The 22,195-nt window shown below is 60.4% G+C and carries 17 protein-coding genes; 3 read left to right on the top strand and 14 right to left on the bottom strand.

The features are described from left to right. Position 1: 1 nt before the first annotated feature. From PSH73_RS12800 to arnC, 7 genes are read right to left on the bottom strand one after another with little or no spacing between them, the layout of a single operon-like run. Positions 2–1,375: a UDP-glucose 6-dehydrogenase gene (locus PSH73_RS12800; RefSeq protein ID WP_186625384.1), complete on the bottom strand. Its 1,374-nt coding sequence runs from the start codon at positions 1,373–1,375 to the stop codon at positions 2–4. Then, positions 1,372–1,776: a 4-amino-4-deoxy-L-arabinose-phosphoundecaprenol flippase subunit ArnF gene (gene arnF, locus PSH73_RS12795; RefSeq protein WP_057959489.1), complete on the bottom strand. Its 405-nt coding sequence runs from the start codon at positions 1,774–1,776 to the stop codon at positions 1,372–1,374. Before arnF ends, PSH73_RS12800 begins: the two co-directional genes overlap by 4 nt. Next, positions 1,773–2,120, bottom strand: a complete 348-nt coding sequence (gene arnE / locus PSH73_RS12790; RefSeq protein WP_057959490.1) for a 4-amino-4-deoxy-L-arabinose-phosphoundecaprenol flippase subunit ArnE — start codon at positions 2,118–2,120, stop codon at positions 1,773–1,775. The genes arnF and arnE overlap by 4 nt, the downstream gene beginning before the upstream one ends. Continuing rightward, a complete protein-coding gene (gene arnT / locus PSH73_RS12785) occupies positions 2,117–3,772 on the bottom strand; it encodes a lipid IV(A) 4-amino-4-deoxy-L-arabinosyltransferase (protein WP_186625381.1) in 1,656 nt (551 codons plus the stop codon). Before arnT ends, arnE begins: the two co-directional genes overlap by 4 nt. Continuing rightward, complete coding sequence (arnD, locus tag PSH73_RS12780; protein ID WP_169989721.1) at positions 3,769–4,656, bottom strand: 4-deoxy-4-formamido-L-arabinose-phosphoundecaprenol deformylase; 888 nt, start codon at positions 4,654–4,656, stop codon at positions 3,769–3,771. Before arnD ends, arnT begins: the two co-directional genes overlap by 4 nt. Further along, a complete protein-coding gene (gene arnA, locus PSH73_RS12775; RefSeq protein WP_305462644.1) occupies positions 4,653–6,656 on the bottom strand; it encodes a bifunctional UDP-4-amino-4-deoxy-L-arabinose formyltransferase/UDP-glucuronic acid oxidase ArnA in 2,004 nt (667 codons plus the stop codon). Before arnA ends, arnD begins: the two co-directional genes overlap by 4 nt. Further along, a complete protein-coding gene (gene arnC / locus PSH73_RS12770; RefSeq protein WP_057959494.1) occupies positions 6,653–7,687 on the bottom strand; it encodes an undecaprenyl-phosphate 4-deoxy-4-formamido-L-arabinose transferase in 1,035 nt (344 codons plus the stop codon). Before arnC ends, arnA begins: the two co-directional genes overlap by 4 nt. 453 nt (positions 7,688–8,140) lie before the next feature. Here arnC and PSH73_RS12765 point away from each other — a divergent pair, with 453 nt between their 5' ends. After that, positions 8,141–8,926 (top strand): M949_RS01915 family surface polysaccharide biosynthesis protein, encoded by a 786-nt coding sequence (locus tag PSH73_RS12765; protein ID WP_057959495.1) that lies wholly within the window; start codon positions 8,141–8,143, stop codon positions 8,924–8,926. Positions 8,927–9,034: 108 nt separating this feature from the next. Beyond that, positions 9,035–9,949 carry a tyrosine recombinase XerC gene (xerC, locus tag PSH73_RS12760; protein ID WP_057436550.1) on the top strand — a complete coding sequence of 305 codons (915 nt, stop codon included), beginning with the start codon at positions 9,035–9,037 and terminating at the stop codon, positions 9,947–9,949. On the opposite strand, the gene PSH73_RS12755 is transcribed toward xerC, so the two are convergent. Further along, a complete protein-coding gene (locus PSH73_RS12755; RefSeq protein WP_234451380.1) occupies positions 9,950–12,415 on the bottom strand; it encodes a fimbria/pilus outer membrane usher protein in 2,466 nt (821 codons plus the stop codon). It abuts the gene before it with no gap. Here PSH73_RS12755 and PSH73_RS12750 point away from each other — a divergent pair. Further along, the gene (locus PSH73_RS12750; protein ID WP_258558676.1) at positions 12,357–12,491 is read left to right on the top strand and encodes a hypothetical protein; all 135 of its coding nucleotides are present in this window, start codon (positions 12,357–12,359) and stop codon (positions 12,489–12,491) included. The genes PSH73_RS12755 and PSH73_RS12750 overlap by 59 nt on opposite strands. Positions 12,492–12,611: 120 nt before the next feature. On the opposite strand, the gene PSH73_RS12745 is transcribed toward PSH73_RS12750, so the two are convergent. From PSH73_RS12745 to PSH73_RS12720, 6 genes are all read right to left on the bottom strand, one after another. Beyond that, a complete protein-coding gene (locus PSH73_RS12745) occupies positions 12,612–13,358 on the bottom strand; it encodes a molecular chaperone (RefSeq protein ID WP_057959497.1) in 747 nt (248 codons plus the stop codon). Positions 13,359–13,431: 73 nt separating this feature from the next. Beyond that, entirely contained in the window at positions 13,432–14,034 is a 603-nt protein-coding gene (locus tag PSH73_RS12740; protein WP_305462642.1) for a fimbrial protein, read from the bottom strand. 147 nt (positions 14,035–14,181) lie between these two features. Next, complete coding sequence (locus PSH73_RS12735) at positions 14,182–14,829, bottom strand: response regulator (protein ID WP_057436542.1); 648 nt, start codon at positions 14,827–14,829, stop codon at positions 14,182–14,184. A gap of 73 nt (positions 14,830–14,902) precedes the next feature. After that, entirely contained in the window at positions 14,903–18,091 is a 3,189-nt protein-coding gene (locus PSH73_RS12730; RefSeq protein WP_305462640.1) for a hybrid sensor histidine kinase/response regulator, read from the bottom strand. 82 nt (positions 18,092–18,173) lie between these two features. Further along, entirely contained in the window at positions 18,174–19,367 is a 1,194-nt protein-coding gene (locus PSH73_RS12725) for an EAL domain-containing protein (protein ID WP_057959499.1), read from the bottom strand. Beyond that, on the bottom strand, positions 19,354–22,164 hold the full coding sequence (locus tag PSH73_RS12720; RefSeq protein WP_305462638.1) for an ATP-binding protein: 2,811 nt from the start codon (positions 22,162–22,164) through the stop codon (positions 19,354–19,356). The genes PSH73_RS12725 and PSH73_RS12720 overlap by 14 nt, the downstream gene beginning before the upstream one ends. Positions 22,165–22,195: the final 31 nt, after the last annotated feature.

The raw sequence follows: 22,195 nt of genomic DNA, 5'->3' as shown, positions 1-22,195 counted from the left end.
CTCAGGCCTCCAGCAGCCGGGGTACCCACTGTTGCTGGGGGATCGGCAAGTCGCAGGACTGCCCACGCCCCATCGGGAAGTAGTGGAAGCCCTTGCGCGCCAGGCGCTCGGCGTCATACAGGTTGCGCCCGTCAAAGATCACCGGCGCCTTGAGGCGGGCGTGCAGCAGGTCGAAATCCGGGGCTTTGAACTGCTGCCACTCAGTGCAGATGATCAAGGCATCGGCGCCGCCCAGGGTCGATTCCGGGGTGCCCATCAGCATCAGGCGCGGGTCATTGCCGTACAGCTTCTGGGTTTCCTGCATGGCCTCGGGGTCGAAGGCCCGCACGTTGGCCCCGGCGGCCCACAGCGATTCCATCAGCACCCGGCTGGGGGCATCGCGCATGTCGTCGGTGTTGGGCTTGAACGCCAGGCCCCACAAGGCGAAGGTTTTGCCGCGCAGTTCGCCCTTGTAGAACGCCCGGATCCGCTCGAACAGTTTGCTTTTCTGCCGCTGGTTGATGGCTTCCACCGCTTCGAGCAGGTCACTGGAGCAATTGGCTTGGCGAGCGCTGTGGATCAGCGCGCGCATGTCCTTGGGGAAGCACGAGCCGCCGTAGCCGCAGCCCGGGTAGATAAAGTGGTAGCCGATCCGCGAGTCGGCGCCGATGCCCAGGCGCACCGATTCGATATCGGCCCCCAGGTGCTCGGCCAGCTCGGCGATCTGGTTGATAAAGCTGATCTTGGTCGCCAGCATGCAGTTGGCGGCGTACTTGGTCAGCTCGGCGCTGCGCACATCCATAAAGATAATGCGGTCGTGGTTGCGGTTGAACGGCGCGTACAGGTCACGCATCACCTCACGCACTTCTTCGCGTTCGCAACCGATGATGATCCGGTCGGGGCGTCGGCAGTCGGCCACCGCAGAGCCTTCCTTGAGGAATTCCGGGTTGGAGACAATATCGAACACCAGGCTGCGACCGGCCAGGGCCTTGTCGATATGGGCGCGCAGGGTGTCGCCGGTGCCCACCGGGACCGTGGATTTTTCCACCAGGATTACCGGCTCGACGCGATGGCGGGCCACCGCATCGCCCACCGACAGCACATACTTCAAGTCCGCCGAGCCGTCTTCGTCCGAAGGCGTGCCAACTGCGATAAACAACACTTCGCCATGCTCGACCGCGAGTTTTTCCTGGCTGGTGAAGGTCAACCGGCCGTTTTCCAGGTTTTCCCGGACCAGGCTGGCAAGCCCCGGCTCGAAAATGCTCACATGGCCTTGTTGCAGCAGGCGCACCTTGTTTTCGTCAACGTCCATGCAGATCACATCGTGACCGACCTCGGCCAATACGGTGGCCTGTACCAGGCCAACGTAACCACTACCAAATACGCTGATTTTCATGGGGTATTCCTGGGGCTTGTGTTGCCGATACGACGGGAGTTGATGGTCAGCACACCCAGGATGACCAGAGCCACCCCCAAGGTCCGTGACAGGGAAAAGGGTTCGTTGAAGCCCGGCAGGCTGGCCGCCAGCAGGTACACCAGGACGTAGCTGATACTCAGCAACGAATAGGCGCGACCCAGGGGCAGGTGCTGCAGCGCGCCGAGCCAGCACAGCATTGACAGGGCGTAGGCCACGATGGCCAGGGCGACCACGCCCAAGGCCACGGGATCAACCATGGGCGCGGCGAGCCACTCCGCCGGCAATGGCAGGCGCGTCATGCTCCAGCGCATGCCCAACTGGGCCGCGCTGACCAGTGCTACGCTGGATAACGCCAGGGTGAAACCGCGCAACCGGCTCATACCTGACCTCCCAGCAGCAGCACGCCGGCCATCACCAGGGCCACGCCCACCCAGTGGCGGCGATCCACCGGCTCATGGAACACAAAGCGCGCCACCAGGGTGATCAATACAAAATTCAGGCTGAGCATCGGGTAGGCAATCCCCACTTCCAGGCGTTGCAGCACCAGTAGCCACACCAGCAGGCCCAGGCCCAGGCACAGCAGGGCCGACCAGAGCCAGGGCGAGCGCAGTTTCAACGCCCAGCCCGCAGGCTGGCCGCGCCAGCCTTCCACGGCATACTTTTGCGCGATCTGGCCCATGCAGGTCAGCAGGCACGCGGCCAGAAGCAGCAGCAGGGTGATCAAGGCGCCACCTGCGGGAACAGCAGAATCACCATATTGCCTTGCTCGTAGCGCTTGCCGTCTGCGGGCAGCAATGCCAGTTCGCGTTGCTCAGATGCGCCCTTCACGCGCATTACCACGCCCACCGAACCCTGTTTGCGCGCGTCGCCCAGCCACTGCTGGACGCTTGCGAGTTTGACCCGTCGGGCGGCGCTGTCGGCATAGGCCAGGCCGTATTTGACTTCTCCGGTGGTGTTGTACAGCGCCACGTCCGGACGCTTGAGCCGCCACGCCAGGGCCGAGGCTGCGCCCAGGTCGTTGCTCAGCAGGCGCTGGGTAGTCGCCAGTTCTACGGCGTGATCGATAATGAACTGGTCCGGTGTCTTGTTATTCACCACCGAGTGCGGCAATGCCGCCGGCACCAGGGCCACCAGTAACCAACTGCCCAGTGCCGGCGCCGCCCACAAACGCAACGGGCGTAACGCCTGCAGCAGGTTGGCGATGATCCAGCCCAGCAGCACGCTGAATACCAGCACCAGGCTCAGCAGTTCCTGCTGCGGGGCATAAATCGGCTTCTTCAACTGGAAGTACACGATTGCCAGCAGGCCCAGCACCCCGATGATCAGGTTGAGCCAGCCATTGACTTGCAGCACCCGGCCACGGGCCTGGGCCAGCTTGTCGGTCAGGGTATGGCCCATCAGCAATGCCAAAGGCAGCAGGCACGGCAGGATATAGGCCGGCAGCTTGCCCTTGCTCAGGCTGAAAAACGCCAGGGGCATCAGCAGCCAAAACAACAGGAAGCCGATCTTGTGCGTGCGTTTTTCCTGCCACGCCTGTTTCAGGGTGGAGGGCAGCAGGGCCAGCCACGGCAAGCTGAACGCGGCCAGCAACGGCAGGTAGTACCACCAGGCTTGTTCGTGCTGGGCATCTTCACCGGCAAACCGCTGGATGTGCTCGTGCCAGAAGAAGAAGTTCCAGTAGTCGGGCTCCTGGGCATGCACCATCAGCGCCCAGGGCAGGCTGACCGCAATCGCCACCGCCACGGCAACCAGACCATAGGCCAACAGTTCACGCAAACGCTTTTGCCAGACCATATAGGGCAGGGCGATCAATACCGGCAGCAGCCACGCCAGAAAACCCTTGGTCATGAAGCCCATGGCGCAGGCAAACCCCAGCAAGGCCCAGGCGCCCAGGCGGGCGCGTCGGGTCTGGCTGTCGATACATAGCCACAAGGCCACGCCGCTGAGGTTGACCCAGAAACTGAACTGCGGGTCGAGGTTGGCGTAGCCACCGGACATCGCCACGCTGATAAAACTCATGTACAGCACGCTGCAGACCAGGCTCTTGCGCGGATCGTTCCACAGGCGCCGGGCCATGAAGTACACCAGCAATATGCTCAAGCCCGTGGCCAGCGCAGAGGCTACGCGCACGCCGAACAGGTTCTGCCCGAACAGCGCCTGGCCGAGGGCGATCATCCAGTAGCCGGCCGCCGGTTTTTCGAAATAGCGGATGCCCATAAAGTGCGGCGACGCCCATTTGCCGGTCAGCAGCATTTCCTGGCTGATCTGCGCATAACGGGTTTCGTCCGGGATCCACAGGCCATGGGTGACCATCGGCAACAGATAGCACAGGCCGAAGACCAACAGGAGCAGGGGCAGGGCCCAACGTCGGATCATGCCTGTTGCACTCCCAGCCAGCCTTCGCGGCCGCCGAGTACGCCGCGTGTCAGATGCGCCAGGGGCAGGCTGGCCGGATCGGCCGGCAGCAGGTTGCCCAAGGGTTGGAACTGGATGCCGCGCTGTCCTGCCTGGGCGAGCAGCTGGCGAAATTCATTGGCCATCAGAATCCCTTCTACTTCTGCGTGGATCGTATAGACGTTGAGTGTCGATTCGGTGAACCGATCAAGAATAAAGCGATTGAAGTCCTTGGACGCGACCTGTGGCCCGACCACCTCATCGAAAGTCGGCAAGTCCACCGGGACCTGCGGCGTGCCGGCGCTGCCATCGGCGAGGATCGGGCGGAACAGGCTGGTGCCGCGACAGTCGCTGTTGTAGCGCAAGCCAAAGCCTTGCTTGGCCTGCACCACACGCTCATCGGCCCGCCAGCCGGCGGCGGCAGAACACTGCACCGGGGCGCCGAGGATATCGCCCAGGGTGTCGAGCCCACGGCGTACCTGCTCCACCAATTGCGCATCGCTCCAGCGCCCGGCATTGGCTTGCCAGCCATGGTGATCCCAGGCGTGCAGGCCCACTTCGTGCCCGGCGGCCTTGGCCTGGCGCATCAGGTGCCCCAGGTCGCGGCCAATCGGCTTGCCCGGCCAGGCGGTGCCGGCCAGCAGAATGTCCCAGCCATACAGCCCGGCCGCGTTGGAACGCAGCATCTTCCACAGGAACTGCGGGCGGATCAGGCGCCACAAGTGGCGGCCCATGTTGTCCGGGCCGACACTGAAGAAGAACGTCGCCTTGATGCCGGCCTCATCCAGCAACTCCAGCAACCGTGGCACGCCATCACGGGTGCCGCGGTAGGTGTCGACGTCGATGCGCAGACCTGCCTTCATTATTTGCCTGCTTCGCTGGACTGGGCGATTTCCAGCATCGCTTCACGCAGGAAGAAGTCCAGGGTGTTGCCGATGGTTTCGCTCATCGCCACGCTCGGCTCCCAGTTCAACAGGCGCTTGGCGTTGGCAATGCTCGGCTTGCGGTGCGCCACATCCTGATAACCGGCGCCGTAGAACGCCTTGCTTTCCACTTCGCGAAAGCCCGCGAATGGCGGGAAGTTACCGCGCAACGGGTGGGCCTCGAACTGACGCAGCAGCTCTTCGCCCAACTGGCGGATGCTGGCTTCGTTGTCCGGGTTGCCGATATTGATGATCTGGCCGTTGCACGCGTCGTTATCGTTGTCGATGATCCGCGCCAGGGCCTCGATGCCGTCGGCAATGTCGGTGAAGCAGCGCTTCTGCTCGCCGCCGTCAAACAGGCGGATCGGCGTGCCTTCCACCAGGTTGAGGATCAACTGGGTAATGGCCCGGGAACTGCCGATGCGGGCCGAGTCCAGGCGATCCAGGCGCGGGCCCATCCAGTTGAATGGGCGGAACAGGGTGAAATTCAGACCCTTGGCGCCATAGGCCCAGATCACCCGGTCCAGCAACTGCTTGGAGACCGAGTAGATCCAGCGCTGTTTATTGATCGGGCCGACCACCAGGTTGGAGGTGTCTTCGTCGAAGTTCTGGTCCTGGCACATGCCATAGACTTCAGAGGTCGACGGGAAAATCACGCGTTTGTTGTACTTGACGCAGTAGCGCACCAGCTTGAGGTTTTCTTCGAAGTCCAGCTCGAACACGCGCAGCGGGTTGCGGGTGTATTCGATGGGCGTGGCGATGGCCACCAGCGGCAGGACCACGTCGCATTTCTTGATGTGGTACTCGATCCACTCGGAGTGAATGCTGATATCGCCTTCCACATAATGGAAGTTGGGGTGGCTGCGCAGGCGCTCGATGGCGTCGGAGCCGATATCCAGGCCGTAGACTTCGTAGCGATCGTCGCGCAACAGGCGCTCGGACAGGTGGTTGCCGATAAAGCCGTTGACCCCCAGGATCAGCACGCGGGTACGCCGTGGTTTACCGCCCGATTCGGCGCCGCGCAGGATCGAGCCATCCACCAGGCCCAGCTCATCGGCCAGGGCCGGGGCGGTCAGGTACAGGCCATGGTCATTGCGCTGGCCGAAGTGGATGACCAGAGAGTCTTCACCGCAGGCAATGCGCAGCGGGTTGACGCTGATCACACGGCCGGGCGCCTGGCCTTCGTTGCCCTTGAGTACTTCGGCTTGCCACACGATCAGCTTGTGTTCGCCCACGGCACAGAAGGCGCCAGGGTACGGCTGGGTCACGGCCCGCACCAGGTTGAACAGCTCTTCTGCAGGTTTGCTCCAGACGAGCTTGCCGTCCGCCGGGGTACGGCGGCCAAAGCAGGTGGCCTGGCTTTCGTCCTGGGCGGTTTCGCTCAACGTGCCCTTGGCCAGTTGCGGCAGGGCATCGCGCAGCAACTGGGTGGCCGCCTCGCGCAGCTTGGCGTGGAGTGTCAGGCCGGTGTCGCTGCGTTCGATCATGACTTTTTGCTGGGCGAGAATCGCGCCAGCATCCGCACGCTTGACCATGCGGTGCAGGGTCACGCCGGTTTCGGTTTCGCCGTTGACCAGCACCCAGTTGGCCGGCGCACGGCCACGGTATTTGGGCAGCAGCGAACCGTGCAGGTTGAACGCGCCCTGGCGCGCGGTGGCCAACAACGCCTCGCCCAGCAGGTTGCGGTAGTAGAACGAGAAGATGAAGTCCGGGTTCAGCTTGGCCACACGCTCGACCCACAGCGGGTGGTTGGCGTCTTCCGGGGCGTGCACCGGGATGCCGTGGCGGGCGCACAGCTGGGCGACCGAGCCGTAGAAGGTGTTTTCCTTGGGGTCATCGGCATGGGTGAACACGGCAGCAATCGGGTAGCCCGCAGCGAGCAGGGCTTCGATGCCTGCACAGCCAATGTCGTGGTAAGCAAAAACAACAGCTTTAGAACTCATGACGAAACCTGACTGGAAGAGGAAGGGGAAGACGGGGAGGACGGCAGGCCATCAACGATGACCGTTGGCGCAGGGGCTGTCGGCTCGTTGCGCAGCACCTTTTCAATAAAGAAGCGGGGGCGGGCACGCACATCGCTGTACATCCGCCCGAGGTATTCGCCCAACAGGCCCATGCCGATGAACTGCCCGCCAGTAAACACAAACAGCACGGCGAACAGCACGAACAGGCCATCGCCGGCCCAATCGGCACCAAAGGCCAGGCGCAGCACGATCAAGGCAAACGCAAACAACATGCCCAGGGCCGCCAGGCTGAAGCCTACGATGGACAACAGGCGCAGGGGCGTGGTGGTCATGCAGGTCAACAAGTCGAACATCAGGCTGATCAGGCGCATGGCGCTGTATTTGGATTCGCCGTGTTCGCGCTCGGCGTGGTGCACCAGGATCTCCGTGGTATGGCGCGCAAAGCCGTTGGCCAGGATCGGGATAAAGGTGCTGCGCTCACGGCAGGCGAGCATGGCATCGACGATGGTGCGCCGGTAAGCGCGCAGCATGCAGCCATAGTCGGTCATGGCCACGCCGGTGGAGCGCTGCACGGCCAGGTTGATCAGGCGCGAAGGCCAGCGGCGAAAGGCCGAGTCCTGGCGATTATTGCGCACGGTAGCGACCACGTCGTAGCCCAGGGCCGCTTGCTCGACCAGGCGTGGAATCTCTTCGGGCGGGTTTTGCAGGTCGGCATCGAGAGTAATCACCACCTCGCCCCGGCACTGCTCGAAACCGGCCATGATTGCCGCGTGCTGGCCGTAGTTGCGGTTAAGGATCACGGCCACCACAGGGCTGCCGGGCTCGGTTGCCGCGTCTTCGAGCAGTTGGGCGGAACTGTCGCGGCTGCCGTCGTCTACCAGGATGATTTCATACTCATAGGCCAACTGCTCGCACGCCGCACGGGTACGGCGCAGCAGTTCGGGCAGGCTCTGTTCTTCGTTGTAGACCGGGATAACGATCGACACGCAATGAATAGGGTAGGGTTTCAAAGATTCATGACCTCGGATTAGAGCAACTTTGAGCGTAGAGATGACAACAAACATGGGATTAAAGTGCAGGCGACTCAATAAAAAATGGCCGATAGCATACCCATCCTGAGTAAAGCCCATTACGGCCAAAGATAAAGCATTATCAAGGGGTTAGTCAGCAAAGCAGGGCATTCCCTCAAGTATTGCGGCCAAGGTTAAGCGCAAATTTGTCCAGCGAATATGAAAGGCCGATGAAAAACTCGTTTATTTGGTGGGCAGACAGCTAGTGTTCAGCTAGACAATAAGGAACGCAGACAAACGATAACTGTTTGCGCTGTAGTCATTATCTGTAAGTAATTTAATGCGTATTCACGCTGAATCACTCGGCTTGTTAATCCGTAACGCCTGAAGAATCTTCTCTGCAACCCTCTGCAAGTCCCGGTAAAGTAAGCGATCTCTTGCCTGGGTAGTCGGATGAACAGCGTGCAGATACGGCCAGTCTTGATGATGTTGTGGATGACGCTCGGCACGGCCCATGCCACCGGGGCGGACGAGGGGCTGAGCCTGACGCCGGTCGCTCAGGTTCCCGCCGGGGTCGAAGTCAGGGGCCGGCAGGTGGCCGCGTATAGCTGGGATGACCGGCAGGGCCACAACCTGTTGGTGTTGGCCGAGCAGGAAGCCGGCGAGCGCGATGACGACGGCACACAATCGGCGGCGATCTATGCTGCGCAGTACCTGCTGGACGGTGATCGGCCCAAGCGTCTGTGGATGCTGCATGACGATGTGCAGCGTTGCGAATTCGACGCCGGCCTGCATTTCGATAGCGCCGCGACTCACGTCACCGACCTGCTGGGAGATGGCCCCAGCCAAGTGACCGTGGGCTATTCGCGCACCTGCACCAGTGATGTCAGCCCCCGTGAATTCAAGCTGATCATGCATATCGGCAAATCACACAAATACGCACTGCGCGGGGTTGACCGCTATGGCGCCAATTGGTGGGACGAGGAAGCCGGCGCCCTGCGCGGCATGCCGCTGCCCACCGATTGCAGTGTTGCCGGGCAGCAGGCGTTGCTCAGTCAATACCAGGAGCAGGGCACCGACCTGCCATTGCCAGGCTGCTACAACGACGAGCAGGACTTCGCCAAGGCGCGAGCCCAGTTGTTGGCTTTCATGCGTCAGCAGTGGTTTGCGCTGATGCAAAAACAGAACGCCGACTGGAGCCAGCAGCAAAGCCCGGCACCCGCCGAGGATGAGCCCTAGTTTGGTATGCGGCGCCGACCTGGGTTAGACTCGGCGCTCGCTAAACCACTAAATACTGATATTAAACATAGGCTTAGTCTCTATATTTAATCTCAAGGCTGATCTATTTTGACCGAGATTTCCCGCAACCCCCTGACCCTGTATCTCGCGCGCCTGGCGCCTTCCAGCCAACTGACCATGCGCTACGTGCTGCAAGATGCCGCCGACCGCCTGGGGTTCGAAGAGATCAACCTCGAAGATATCGACTGGCATCTGTTGCAACCGGAACACGTAATGGCCCTGGTCGCCGTGTTGCGCGAAGACGGGTATGCACCCAACACCTCATCGCTGTACGTCAACGCCGTGCGCGGGGTAATGAACGAAGCCTGGCGCATCAGCCTGATCAGCCAGGAACACCTGCTGAAGATGCGCTCGGTCAAAGCCACCGCCGGCACGCGCTTGAGCCAGGGGCGTAACCTGCGTCGCACCTTGATCCGCGAACTGATGGATGTCTGCGCCGCCGATCCACGGCCACAGGGCCTGCGGGACGCGGCGGTGATCGGGATCCTCTACGGTTCGGGGATGCGCAAGTCAGAGTCGGTCAACCTCGACCTGGCCCAGGTGAACTTTGCCGAACGCAGCCTGCGGGTGACGGGCAAGGGCAACAAGGAACTGCTCAAGTACGCACCGGCCTGGGCATTTGCCAAATTGCAGGCATGGCTGGAGTTTCGCCGCGAGCAGTTAAAGGAAGGGGAGCAGGACGACAGCTTCCTGTTCAACCGCATCCGCCGCGGCAGCCATATCACCCGCGAACGCATCACCAAACATGCGATTTACTACATCGCCCGCCAGCGTGGTGAACAGGTGGGTGTGAAGATCATGCCCCATGATTTCCGCCGCTCGTTTATTACCCGGGTGATTGAAGAACATGACTTGTCCATTGCGCAGAAACTGGCGCACCACACCAATATCCAGACCACCGCCAGCTACGACGTGCGCGATGACAACGAGCGGCGGCGGGCGATTGATCGGTTTGATCTTTGATCAACGGTCACCAGCGGGTTCGCTGCTACACACCAACGCCTGGCGCTCGTAGTTCAGCGCCTTGTCTTGCGCGGGCAGTGCATACGCCGCAGTGCATTGCTGGCCCCCCCACTTGATAGTCAGGCTGCCCTGGTCCTCTTCAACCAGCACCAAGGCGTTACCGCTGGGGTCGGCGATGGCCAACTGCTTGCCGCTGGCGTCTTCCAGTGAGGCGCCAAACGTCAGGCGCTGGTGCTGTGCATCAAACAGCTCAAACAGCACGCGACGCCCGGTTTTGCCGCTGTAGCGGGCCAATACCACCGCACCACGGCGCGGCACCACTTGCTGTGTGGCCTGGGTGATTTCTACATCACCGCCCAGGTCACGGGTGTCGAGGCTGATCCAGTTCACTCGATAAGGTTGCGCCGAGGGGATGACGGCATAGCCGTTGCGTCCGGTTTCGACGCCGCTGTAGCTGCTGATTTTTGCCCCACTGATGCCCGGTACCTGTACCAGGGCGAAGGTCTCGCTGACGGTCTGCCCCAAGTTGATGCCACCCGCATGCGCCACTACCGAGCCGGAAACGTTGAGGTTTTGTGAGTCATAACCACGCCCCTGGCTGTACCCCAGGCTGATATCGGCCATGGAGGTGCGGCTGTTGATGTTGGCCGATCCCGATTGGCCGCCGGTGCTGCTATGGCCGGCCTGGACTGAATAGAACACATCGCTGGTATCTGCCACATAACCGTTGATACCGGCCTGGGTGCTGGTGTCGCCTTGCTGCGTACTGGTGGTGACAAAAGCGCGGGGTGCCCGAGGCTGGCTGCCCAAGGGAAACGAAACAGACAGGTTGAACTGGGTGTCGGAGTCGGGTGCGCCCCAACTGGCGATCTGCTTGGTGCGTGTCACGCCCAGGTTGTAGCTCAGGTCCCCCCAGTTGTTGTTATAGCCGGCCGAAAAGCTCTGGGAGCCGCCACGGTTCCAATAGCGCTGATCGCTGGCGTTCACATACAGGCTGCCGAACTCACGGTTGCGCCCGAGACTTTGGTTGATCGTCAGGTCGGTACGGGTTTTCGAGTTACCGGTACGTTTGACTGTCTCTTCGCTGGTGTCCTCGACGTGGTCGGTCAGGGTGCGGTAACCCTCGGTCGAATACCGATACGCGGCCAGCGTAAAGTTGGTGTCAGTGCCAGCAAAGGTCTTGGCATACAACGCACGCACACTGTTGCCCTGGGTGGTTTGCCCCTGGGCGGCGCTCGACGAGTGTGTGACGTCCATGGACACGGCACCCAGCGATGTGTTGCGGCCCACCCCCAGGGAGAACGCCTTGTAGTCTTCACTGACTTGCAGGCCGACAATCCCGCTGAGGTTGCTGGTGAGGCCGTAGGCGAGGGTGCTGCTGACAAATTGCGGGCTCGCCAAACCGTCAGCATTGCTGCTGAATTTACCGGCCGAAACGCTGTATTTGACCTGCCCTTCACGCACCATGATCGGCAGGCTGGAGAACGCCTGCGTGGTCACACGCCGACGGCCATCGGCCTCGATGATGGTGATTTCCAGGTCGCCGTTCGAACCGCTAGGGTAGATATCGTTGATCTCGAAAGGCCCGGGTGCGACGTTGGCGGTGTACAGGATGTAGTCGTTCTGGCGGATTTCCACCGTGGCGTTGGTCTGCGCCACGCCACGAATCACCGGCGCATAACCACGCTCGCTGTCGGCGCGCATGCCTTCGTCGGACGCCAGCTTCAGGCCCCGGTAGCGCACGCTGTCGAACAGGTCGGTATCGGAAAAAATCTCGCCGGCACTGAACTGCCCCTTAAGCGCGGTCACGTCATGCTGCACGTAGCTGCGGTTGCTGGTGAAGGTGCTCGGCCGGCCGGTACCGCTACTCAGGTTCGACTCATTGCGCAGCCGCCAGGCGCCCAAGTTAATGCCGTTGCGCAGCCCCAGGTTGTTGTTGATGCGCGTTTCATAGTCGCCGGCAGTGCGGCTGCTGTTGAGTTGATAGTTGATAAACGCCGCCGGCACACCATCCTCCCACAACTGGGGATCGACATAGCCACGCATGCCACGTTGCATCGCGACCTGCGGAATGCTCGCCGCCAGGCGCAGGCGGCTGGCGTCATAGCGCAAGGTCGCCTGGTCGATCAGTGTCGGCAGGTCGTAGCAGTCCTGGGGTTGGTTGGGGTCGAGCTTGCCCTGGGCCTGCAACAGGCTCATGTCGATGCCCAGTTGCTTGAGCAGGTCCAGGGTCAGGCACGGATCGACCCGGCCGGTCTGTGGGTTGCGCTTGAAGTCGATGTCGCGCCGGCCCACCAGGACCTCGTTGCTGTACAAGTCGACCCGGTAGTTGCCGGGCAGCACGCTGTTGGCCGAGAGCAGTTGCTGCAGGTCTACCGACGATTGCGCGCCCTGCAAGAAGGTGGTGTTGAAGACGTTCACGGCGGGCTCATCGGCAATCGCCAAAGACGGCGAACCGGCAAGCATGGCCAGCGATAGCGTGCTCAACTTGAGTGATGTGCAAGTTGTCGACACGCGTGAAGTGCGCTCGCTTGATATGTAATGATTGGGCCTGCAGCCTAAAAGAAAAAACATGCAAAGAACCTATATCATTCCTGTTTATCGAACAGGCGAGGCACGCGAGTACGCACTCGAATCGAACCTGAGGGTTTAAGGGAACTACTTATGGCTTGGCGCGAGTACCCGTAGCCTTGGCCGCCAAGTGCGGTACAAGTTGGGCACTGTATTTATCTTGTGCGCCATAGTCGTTAATACTGGAAAAAGACAGTTGTACTGAATCCTGGCGACTCAGTTGTTTAATGCTGAACTGTTTCTCTGCGCCTGGCGCAATCATTGTCGAGTCGGCAGCCAGTTCCGTTTGTTGCCCGGCCTGTAGTTTTATATCGGCCATGGACACGTGATACAGCGTCGGGTTTTTTACCGTCAGTACTGACCCGGCATCGCGCTTGACCAGTTGCCACTCCAATTGCGCGGGTGCCGACAGGGCATCGCCAGGCAACCCGGAGGGGCGGAAGAAAATCTTGATGCGCTGGCGTACGGCCAGTTGCAACGTGTTGTCGGAGGCGGCGGCTTGCGGGATCTCCTGCACATTGAGCCAGACCACGGACTCACGATCCGTTGGCATCCCGGCACCCTGGTAGAGAACTCGCAGTAACTGCTGCTCCTTGGCAAATATGCGTGCCAGTGGCGGGGTTACGGCGAACGGCGCGGCACTGTCTTGTGTATCGCTGGTATCGACCCAAGACTGAATCAAGACGTCCTGATTACCGTTGCGCACGGTGATATTGGCCTCCTTGTGATCGCCATCGAAGACGATACGGGTGGCACTCAGTGAAATGCTGGCGGCAGCCTGGGTCGCCATAAGCAGGGTCAGCAGCCCCAGGCCTGTGGCAATGGAACGAGGTAACATGATGTCTACCGTTTAGTGGTCGGATAAGTGGCGAGGTCCGAAGACCTCGCACGTGACAGGCGCTGCGTGTCGTTTATTCGTATTGCAGGATGAACGGCAGGGTAGCGTCACCGCGACCCGCGGTGGAGGCGCCGGCTGCACCGGTGGTGACGTAGGCTGCGGCAAAGCTCAAGGTTGCATCGCCGCCGTCGCTGCCTTGGCCGTGCATGGCGCTTTCGATACGGGCGGTGGCCGGGGAGCTGAGGTCGATCAGCGCGCCAGTGCTGTCGAGCAGTGCGATACCGACGTTGCTTGCGCTGCCGTTACCAGGGGTCAGGGCGAGGACTTTTTTACCGGTAACCAGGCCTGAACCGCCACTTTTGGCGTCAAAGATCATTGCCACTTTAGTGCCCAGGTTGCAGTTCACGCTGAGGTTGAAGTCCTTGGCGGTCACACGGCCCGAAGCTGGGTTTTCAGCGGTGCCCATGTCTTTGATGGAGACAGTGCCCATGTCGACGGAGATCACGCGATCGGCGTTGGCACCATCAACCGAGCAAGCGTCGTTGTTGATCAAACCGGTGAAGGTGATTTTGCCGCCGCCGCCCGGGGTACCCGTACCCGGGGTAGTTTCGGCAAACGCACTGCTGCTGGCGGCGATAACTGACACAACGATAAGGGCCAGGGAAAACTTCTTCATGATGATGTCCGTTAGTGTTGGTTGTGGTGATGGGTTGAAACTGCCAACGAACAATAGTTAATCTGGACTTTATAGAGAATAAGACGATTCTTATAAAGCACTTAAGTGAGGGGTAATCGGTTTTATAGCGGGCTTAATAAAAGGAGTTTAGTTAAAAATATTGTATTCCAGACAGTAGGCCAACAAGTCCTGATCGCTGCTTACTTCAAGTTTTCGCATGGCGGAAATCTTCTGCGCGCTGATGGTTTTTGAACTTCTATTTTGGCTGCGCGCGATATCACTGACACTTTTTCCTGAAATAAATAAGCGCAATATTTCAAATTCTTTGGGCGACAGCGTAGAGAAGCGTTCATCAATAGCGGTCAACGACTCGATAACGGAGGTCTTGGCCGGCTCCAGGCTCCGGTAATGCGCCTGCTGGGCAATGGACTTGAGGGCGACCTGAATTTCCGTATGCAACTGGCTTTTCTGGATCACGCCCACCACGCCCAATTCCTGCAGGCGGGTAAGAATCAGGTGATTGGAGATCATGGTCAGAATCAGGATCTGCACGTCGGGGAAATGCCGCTTCAGGTACTCCACCAGCTTCAAGCCATCGCCGTAGGGCGAATCACCGGGCATGTTGTAATCGGTGATCACAATGTCGATGGGCTGCTGCTCAAGCAATTTGATGAGGCCCGCCGAACAGATCGCTTCGCCGATGACTTGAAAACGCTCGTCTCTCTCGACGAGTTCACGCACCCCCAGAAGCACGATGGGGTGATCGTCTGCAATTACCACAGTGAATGTCTTCATAGGGGGGAGCCGTAATCCTGGTTCAGTAAGTGAGGTGATCCCATGCGCGTGTACACAAGGGCGTGCGGTGCGCTCATAGCTGCGCCCCGAGCAAGGCCGACAGCCTGCCGATAACCTGCTTTATCCGCAGTTCCAGCCCGGCATTGAGCCGACCGACTGCCAACTGGCTTTCCAGCTCGATGCACGCCTGGGCCAGGTCGAGTGCCTGCACGGCACCCAATGCGCCGGCAACCGAGTGCAGGGTTTCAGCCAGGCACCGGCAATCACGCTGCTCAAGTGCGGCACTGATGCGCTGCAAGTCTTGCTGCACGCTGCTGATAAACAACGGGCGCATTTTGTCCGACAGCTGGACCGTGTCAATCACCAGCAGCTCGGCGCGCAATGTCGGTTTGCACAGTTTGATCAATTGCGCACGCAGGGTTTGCAGGCTCAAGGGTTTTACCAACCAGGCATTCATCCCGACCGCCAGACAACGAATGCCTTCCTCGCGCATGGCATTGGCGGTGACACCGATGATAGGCAACTGGGGGTCATGCTCTCTGAGGGTGCGGGCCAGTTCATAGCCGTTCATCAACGGCATATTGATGTCCGTCAGCACCAGGTCAAAGGCCTGGGGTTGCCACAGGTGCATGGCTTGCTCGCCATTGTCTGCCAGCGTCACCGTGCAGCCGAGGGCCTCGAGTTGCTCCTTGATGATTTCCTGGTTCACCGGATTGTCTTCGGCGACCAGAATGCGCAGCTCCAACTGCCCCGCGCTCTGTTGCTCGACACGCAGCGCTGACGCCTGTTTACCTTGCTGTGCCAGCGCAACCACCGACGCAATGGCGCGCACATCATGCACATCCACTTCCCAGCCCTGCGCGGTGCACAGGGGCGGGCTATGCGCGCCCGGCACACACAGCACCCGCGGTCCAGCCCAAGGCTGCAGGGGACCGGCAGGCAGCATATCCACCAGCACCGCCTGCGCACTCTGCTGCTCCAGGGGCAGCGCCGCCAACGTGGCCTGGATACCCAAGCGGTTGAGCCAGTCGCACAGGGACTCCGCCAACTCGCGCACGGGGGCCTGCACATACACAGGTGAAGTACTCGGTTCAATGGGCGTGAGGCCCGGCAGCTCGCTGGTACCGAGCGGCAAGCGCATCTTCAGGGTAAAACTGCTGCCCAGGCCGGGTTCGCTGACGACCTTGATCTGGCCGTCCATCATCTCGGCCAGCCAGCGACAAATCGGCAGCCCCAACCCTGCGCCGCCTTGGCCGGCGGTGTCCGGGGCCTGGTAGAACAAATCGAACAGCTTGGCTTGCTGCGCCTGGCTGATGCCCACGCCAGAATCGGTCACCTGCCATTCGAGGTCGACGCGATCGTCGCCGCGGCGCACGGCCCTGGCCCGAATCACCACGCGCCCGATGTCGGTGAACTTGACGGCATTGCTCACCAGATTGTTGAGGATCTGGCGGATACGCATGGGGTCGCCGACTACGCAGTCCGGCAGTTGCGCGTCAATGCAGCCATACAGTTGCAGGCCCTTGCGCTGAGCGAAGGCGGTGTAGGTGTGCAGCGTGTCTTCCAACATGTCCAGGGGGCAGAACTCGATGGATTCGATTGCCATCTGCCCGGATTCTATTTTCGACACATCCAGCACGTCGCTGATCAGTTGGAACAACGTCGCAGATGAGCGCTGGATCGTGTGCAGGTAGGTTTTCTGGCGTGGGTCCAGGGGCGTCAACCCGAGCAATTCCAGGGTGCCCAGCACGCCATACAAAGGCGTGCGAATTTCATGGCTCATGGTCGCCAGGAACAGCGTCTTGGCTTCGTTGGCCGCGTCGGCGGCCCGCCTGGCATCTTCCAGGGCCAAGGCATCCTCGACATGGCGGGTGACGTCGCTGAACGCATACAGGCGCACATCCTGGCCCTGGTAACGGGTCGAGACAAAGCCAACCTGCAAATGCCGGCCCTCGATCTCCAGGTAGGTTTCGCCGCTCTCGGCACTCTCTTGGATGCGGCTGAGGGCAGCCACCAGCCTGGCCGTGCCCGGCCATTGCTGCGCCCGCTGGTTCTCGATCAACACCTGGCCATCTGCGCGGCCCACCACACACAGCCCAGTGGGCGCGGTGTCGATGATCACCCGGCTAAAGGCCACGCTCTCTGCGATGCGTTCATGGGCCTGGCGCGCCGGGCGAATGACTTGCTTGCGATACCAGCGGGTGCCGGCCCAGGAGATCGCCAGCACCGCACAGATAAACAGCGCCAGGCTGGTCAGCGGCCAAAAGGCATAGCGAAAAAAATGCTTGTAGCTGATCCCATAGATCGCCGTCCACTGCTGCTCGGTGTCGTGGGTAATTTTGAACTCCAGGCCGTTGGCCCGAAAGTTGAGCCCCTCACTCAGCGAAGACGCCAGGACAGACGGCCCTGCCAGCGTCTGGCCGCTGGGTGAGAGCAGGGTGAAGCGGTCGTAGACGGACGACTCGATCGTGCGCTCCACATCGTTGACTTGCGCCATATCCAGCAGGGTGGCAACCAGCACCTGTTTATTGCCTTCATGCCTGCGCATCACCTGGGGGTTCAGGGTAATGCCGATGTAGGCCAGCAGACGCGGAGGCGCAGGGTCTTCGCCGGGCGTGACGTAGGCTTCCCAGTAAAGCTGATCGTCCGCCAGAGGCTGAGGCAGTTGCCCCAGCCTTTGTTGCACGGCGTCGGCCCGCTCGGCGGAGGGGCCGTTGTAGGCGGTCTTCCCGCCGCGCTGGTAGCCGACCGCCGGCACCGTTACGTAGTAGTTGACGAGCCGATTGAAGACAAACGCATGGGGTGAAGGGTAGGGCGACGATGACCAGAATGCGCTGTAGTAACTGGCCAGGTGGGTCCCCAGGGCAAATATCTTCTGCTGCTCGCCAGCGCTGACTCGTTGCTCATCGAATCGGCTGCTGAAGGGCACCGAAAAGGCGAACTCGCGGCCTTCAAAGCGCGTGTTGTACGCATCCAGCCTTTGCCCCTTGAGGCGGGCCTGGGTGTTTTTGTCACTGATCAGATCGCGCTGGATAGCGGGCTGCGCCAGGGTTCTCAAGAACGTTTCCTGTTCCTGGATATTTTCCATCAGCCGGGCAAAATGAAAACGCACGGCGGCGTACTGCTCGTCGATCACTCGCTGCAGTGCCCAGTAACTGGTGCCCGCCAACAGCAATGCGAGACCGAGCACCACCATCAGCCCTTTATTCAGGCGCAGTGAGCTGCGGGTGAATGCTTCAAGGATGGCGTCGTTGTGCTTCATTAAGGGGTTTCGCAGGCGGATGAGAAATCGGCACTGAATGGAGCTTACTCCTGATAGAGGTTAGACAAAATCGGGCCGCAGGCTAATGAGATGTCGCGGGGCCATCATTGTTCAACAGTTGCTGAAATTGTTCCGAGGAGACTGCCTGAGAGATCAGGAAACCCTGAACTTGAGTGCAATCAATTTTGCGCAGAAGGGCCAGTTGCTGGGGCGTTTCGACGCCTTCGGCAACCACGGTCAGCCCCAGTTTACGGCCCAGTGCGATGATACTGGCCAGGGCCGACGTCATGCCTTCGTTATCGTGGCAGCCTTGTACCAGCGCCTGGTCGATCTTGAGCTCGGTAAAAGGGGTCGAGACCAGGTTCAGGTATGAGCTGTAGCCTTTGCCGAAATCGTCCTGGGACAAGCCAAACCCCTTGATACGCAGGCGGCAAGCTCCGGCATAGAAGTTACTGATGTCCTGGGGCACCGAGCACTCCATCAGTTCGAAGCAGATCATTCCCGGAATACCCTGGTTATCCAGGACAAAATCCAGCAGGCGGTCTGCCAAGTCATGGCTATTGAGCAGATGGGTCGGCAGGTTGATCGACACTGGAACATCGTATCCGCGCTGACGCCATCGCTCCTGCGCATGAATGGCCTGCTTGAGCACCAGCCACAGCAAGCGCTCCTCCAGTTCGAAGGTCTTGATTGCCGGCAAAAACGCCGCGGGCAACATTAGCCCTTGTTCGGGGTGCATCCAGCGCACCAGCGCTTCAGCGGCGACGATACGGCCGTTGGCCAAGGATTTCTTGGGTTGGAACCACGCCTGGATTTGCCCGTTACCCATGGCCTGGAGCAGCGTATGCCGACCAATTTCCGCTGCGGCGGGGAGCGACGGGTCAGGGCTGCGATCCTTGTGATTGAGTTGGCCGACCAGGCTGCGCAGCGCGTCGGCGGCGACGGGTTTTGAGATCAGACCGATGACTTTCACATCAAGGTTTTTCGCCACCAGGCTGGCCGCCATCAACATGCGCCGCGACGCGGCACTCATAATGGCCAGGGCGGGCTTGCAGCGCAGGGTTGCCAGGCTCTGGATAAACTGCACGCCATCCATGCCGGGCATCAGCAGATCAGTCAGCACTAGGTCGAAATCCCGCTGGCGCAAACGCTCCAGTGCCTCGTTCCCATCCTGGGCGGCTTCAAGCATGAAGTCTCCCAATTCATTGAGCAGGTTCTGCAGGTACAAGTGCTGCAGAGGATGGTCCTCGACGATCAAAATACTATAGCGCTTCATGGGGGATCCGTGCGTAAGGCTCCAGGTAATTAAAGAGGGCCCGCAACGCAAAGGGTTTGACCAGGCAATAGTTCATACCTGCGGCCAGGCACAAGTCGGCCTCGCCGCGCATGGCGTTGGCGGTAGCCCCGATGATGGGCAGCGAGCAACCTTGGCTGCGTAACTCCCTGGCTAATTCATAGCCGTTGACTCTGGGCATATTCACATCCGTCAGTACCACATCGAAGTGTGAGGCCTTGCACAGCAGCAGCGCTTCATGACCATCGCAGGCCAACTCCACGGTGCAGCCAAGTTCCTCAAGCTGATCGCGCAAAATCAATTGATTGATAACGTTGTCCTCGGCCACCAGCACATGCAGGTTGAGCTTGCGCAGTTCACGCGTGTGCGCCTGCTCGTCGACCCTGGCCACCCACAACCCTTGCGCCTGGCTGACAGCTTGGTGAATCGCGCTCAACTGATTGAGGTTGGCGTGCCACGCGCCGGTCTCGCTCTGCTGGCCATTGCTGCTGTTGCTGCTCACCAGGATTACCGGCCCCGGCCAGGCGGGCACCAGCGGCTGTTCGAAACTGCCTGGATGCAGTTCCAGCAGTAACTGGCCGTCGGGGTGGGTCGGCTGGCCGATCTGTGCGCGGGCGCCCCAACGGCGCAACCAGCCGCCGATGGATTGAGCGAGTTCGGGGATCGGCGAAACCACATAGATCGTCTCTGCCAACAGGCTACTCATGGGCGTACAGGGCGCCTCTTCCAGAGGCAGGGTCAGGCTGAAACTGCTGCCCAGGCCCAGCTCGCTGACCATACGGATATGCCCGTTCATCAATTGCGTCAGGCGCTGGCAAATCGGCAAGCCGAGCCCGGTCCCGGCCACCACGTTGGTGTTGCCTTCGGTTTGGTAGAAAGGTTCGAAAATCATCGCCTGGTCTTCCTGGGCAATCCCTTTGCCGGTGTCGGACACTTGCCACAGAACGCTGGAGCGCTCGTCGTCGCGGTCCAGCAACTTGACCCTTAGCACCACGCGCCCATAGTCGGTGAACTTCACGGCGTTGTTCAGCAGGTTATTGAGGATCTGGCGAATGCGCGTGACATCCCCGATCAACCGCTCGGGCAACTTGGGGTCAAAGCAGGCGTAGAGCTGCAAGCCCTTGCCCATGGCAGCGGCGGCATAGCCCTGGATGATTTCATTGACCAGGTCCAGCGGCGAGAACTCACTCAGTTCCAGAGCCAGTTGCCCGGCCTCGATCTTCGACACGTCGAGTACGTCGCAGATCAGTTGCAACAAGGTGGCCGAAGAGCCTTCTATTGCATGCAGATAATCTTTTTGCTGGTTGTCGAGCTGGGTGCGGGCCAACAGCTCCAGGGTGCCCAGTACGCCATACAGCGGCGTGCGTATTTCATGGCTCATGGTCGCCAGAAACAGGGTTTTCGCGGCATTCGCTGCGTCGGCCGACTGCCGGGCCTCTTCCAGGGCGGCTTCAACTTGCTTGCGCGCACTGATATCACTGAAGGCGCAAAACAGAACGTCCTCGCCTCTATAGCGGGTAGGCGCGCTGCTGAGGTAAAGGTGGCGGCCGTCGAGGGTCTCGAAGTAGTCGCAATGCCCGGACGGAGCGCTATCGAACGCCTGGCGGATCCAGCCGGTGCACAGCGCTTCGCGCTCCAGGCCGTTACCCAGCCAATGCTGGGCCAGGGTGTTTTCCAGCACAACCTGGCCGTCGGTGCGACGCAGCACGCACAAGGCGACCGGCGCGGTCTGGATCACATCGCGACTGAAGGCCTCGCTTTCAATCAATGCCTGAATCCCGTTGATCGAGGGGATGATGAAGCGCTGGTTGACCCGGCGCATCACCAGCCAGATCAGCGTCACACTGAACAGGCAAAACACCAGCGAACCGAGCAGTTCGCGCCACAATCCGCGGACCACATCCCGCAGGTTGATCGAGTACATCAGTTGCCAGTCCGACGACTTGAGTTGCTTGCGAATGACCAGATGATCCGGCAGCAGGCCACTGCCGACAAAACCGAAAAAGTTCGCACCCTGGGGCTCGAGCAATGACTGGTTCAACTGGGGTTCGTGGCTATTGGTAAAGACCAGCATGCCCTTGGAATTGAGCATCATGAACTCGCCCGCACTCTGGTCATTGAGGGTCATGGACACTTCGTGGCTTTCCATTTCCAGGCCCAGCCAGCCGGAATTGGGGTCACGCTCATCCAGCAGAATGAATAGATACAAATGTGAATGCCCTTCGCTCTGGTCACTCAGCCAGAGTTCGCCTGGGTCCACTGGGTTGCGTTTCTTCAGCGTCCTGAGGCGATTGAGCATGCATTGGGAGAACGGTAATACCTGCGCCGTCGAATCGTAGAGTCGGGTTAATTGCGGGTTGGGGCCGGCGGTCACGTAAAGCAGGTTGACCTGTTTGACCTTCAGGTAGTTGCGCATGCGTGAGGTCAGCCAGATGCTCCACTGGTTGCCCGGTGTACTGCCCAACTGCAGGCGCTGCTCTTCGCTGGAAGCCGGATACGCTTGCGCTTTGGCCTGCATGGATTTGCGCACCGCCGACAGGCTCAGGCTTTCGAGCAAGGCTTCGCGGGTGGTGAAAAACGTATGGGCTTCGGCAATCGCGCTGCTCATGTAGCCGCGCCGCTGAGAGATGTCATTGTTGAACGTGGACAGCAGAAACGTGTAGACACCGCTAAAGATGCCAATCAATAACACGATGGCGAAAAGACGAAGCAGCCTTCTGGCTGCTTCGGGTCGGGACAGGACGGGATTGATCTGGAACAGATAACTTTTAAATCGCATCGGCGGATTTTAATGAGCCATCCGCCGCCTG

Origin of the sequence: Pseudomonas sp. FP2294, assembly GCF_030687625.1 — a bacterium.
Taxonomy (GTDB): domain Bacteria; phylum Pseudomonadota; class Gammaproteobacteria; order Pseudomonadales; family Pseudomonadaceae; genus Aquipseudomonas; species Aquipseudomonas shahriarae.
The sequence above is the reverse complement of the archived record's forward strand: the minus strand, read 5'-3'. Positions and strand labels throughout refer to the sequence as shown.

Excerpts from the sequence above, each read along its gene's own strand:
- PSH73_RS12735 (WP_057436542.1), bottom strand. The coding sequence starts at position 14,829 with ATGAAGACATTCACTGTGGTAATTGCAGACGATCACCCCATCGTGCTT.
- PSH73_RS12720 (WP_305462638.1), bottom strand. The coding sequence starts at position 22,164 with ATGCGATTTAAAAGTTATCTGTTCCAGATCAATCCCGTCCTGTCCCGA.
- PSH73_RS12765 (WP_057959495.1), top strand. The coding sequence starts at position 8,141 with ATGAACAGCGTGCAGATACGGCCAGTCTTGATGATGTTGTGGATGACG.
- arnF (WP_057959489.1), bottom strand. The coding sequence starts at position 1,776 with ATGAGCCGGTTGCGCGGTTTCACCCTGGCGTTATCCAGCGTAGCACTG.
- arnT (WP_186625381.1), bottom strand. The coding sequence starts at position 3,772 with ATGATCCGACGTTGGGCCCTGCCCCTGCTCCTGTTGGTCTTCGGCCTG.
- PSH73_RS12745 (WP_057959497.1), bottom strand. The coding sequence starts at position 13,358 with ATGTTACCTCGTTCCATTGCCACAGGCCTGGGGCTGCTGACCCTGCTT.
- arnA (WP_305462644.1), bottom strand. The coding sequence starts at position 6,656 with ATGAGTTCTAAAGCTGTTGTTTTTGCTTACCACGACATTGGCTGTGCA.
- PSH73_RS12730 (WP_305462640.1), bottom strand. The coding sequence starts at position 18,091 with ATGAAGCACAACGACGCCATCCTTGAAGCATTCACCCGCAGCTCACTG.
- PSH73_RS12755 (WP_234451380.1), bottom strand. The coding sequence starts at position 12,415 with ATGCTTGCCGGTTCGCCGTCTTTGGCGATTGCCGATGAGCCCGCCGTG.
- PSH73_RS12800 (WP_186625384.1), bottom strand. The coding sequence starts at position 1,375 with ATGAAAATCAGCGTATTTGGTAGTGGTTACGTTGGCCTGGTACAGGCC.
- PSH73_RS12725 (WP_057959499.1), bottom strand. The coding sequence starts at position 19,367 with ATGAAGCGCTATAGTATTTTGATCGTCGAGGACCATCCTCTGCAGCAC.
- PSH73_RS12740 (WP_305462642.1), bottom strand. The coding sequence starts at position 14,034 with ATGAAGAAGTTTTCCCTGGCCCTTATCGTTGTGTCAGTTATCGCCGCC.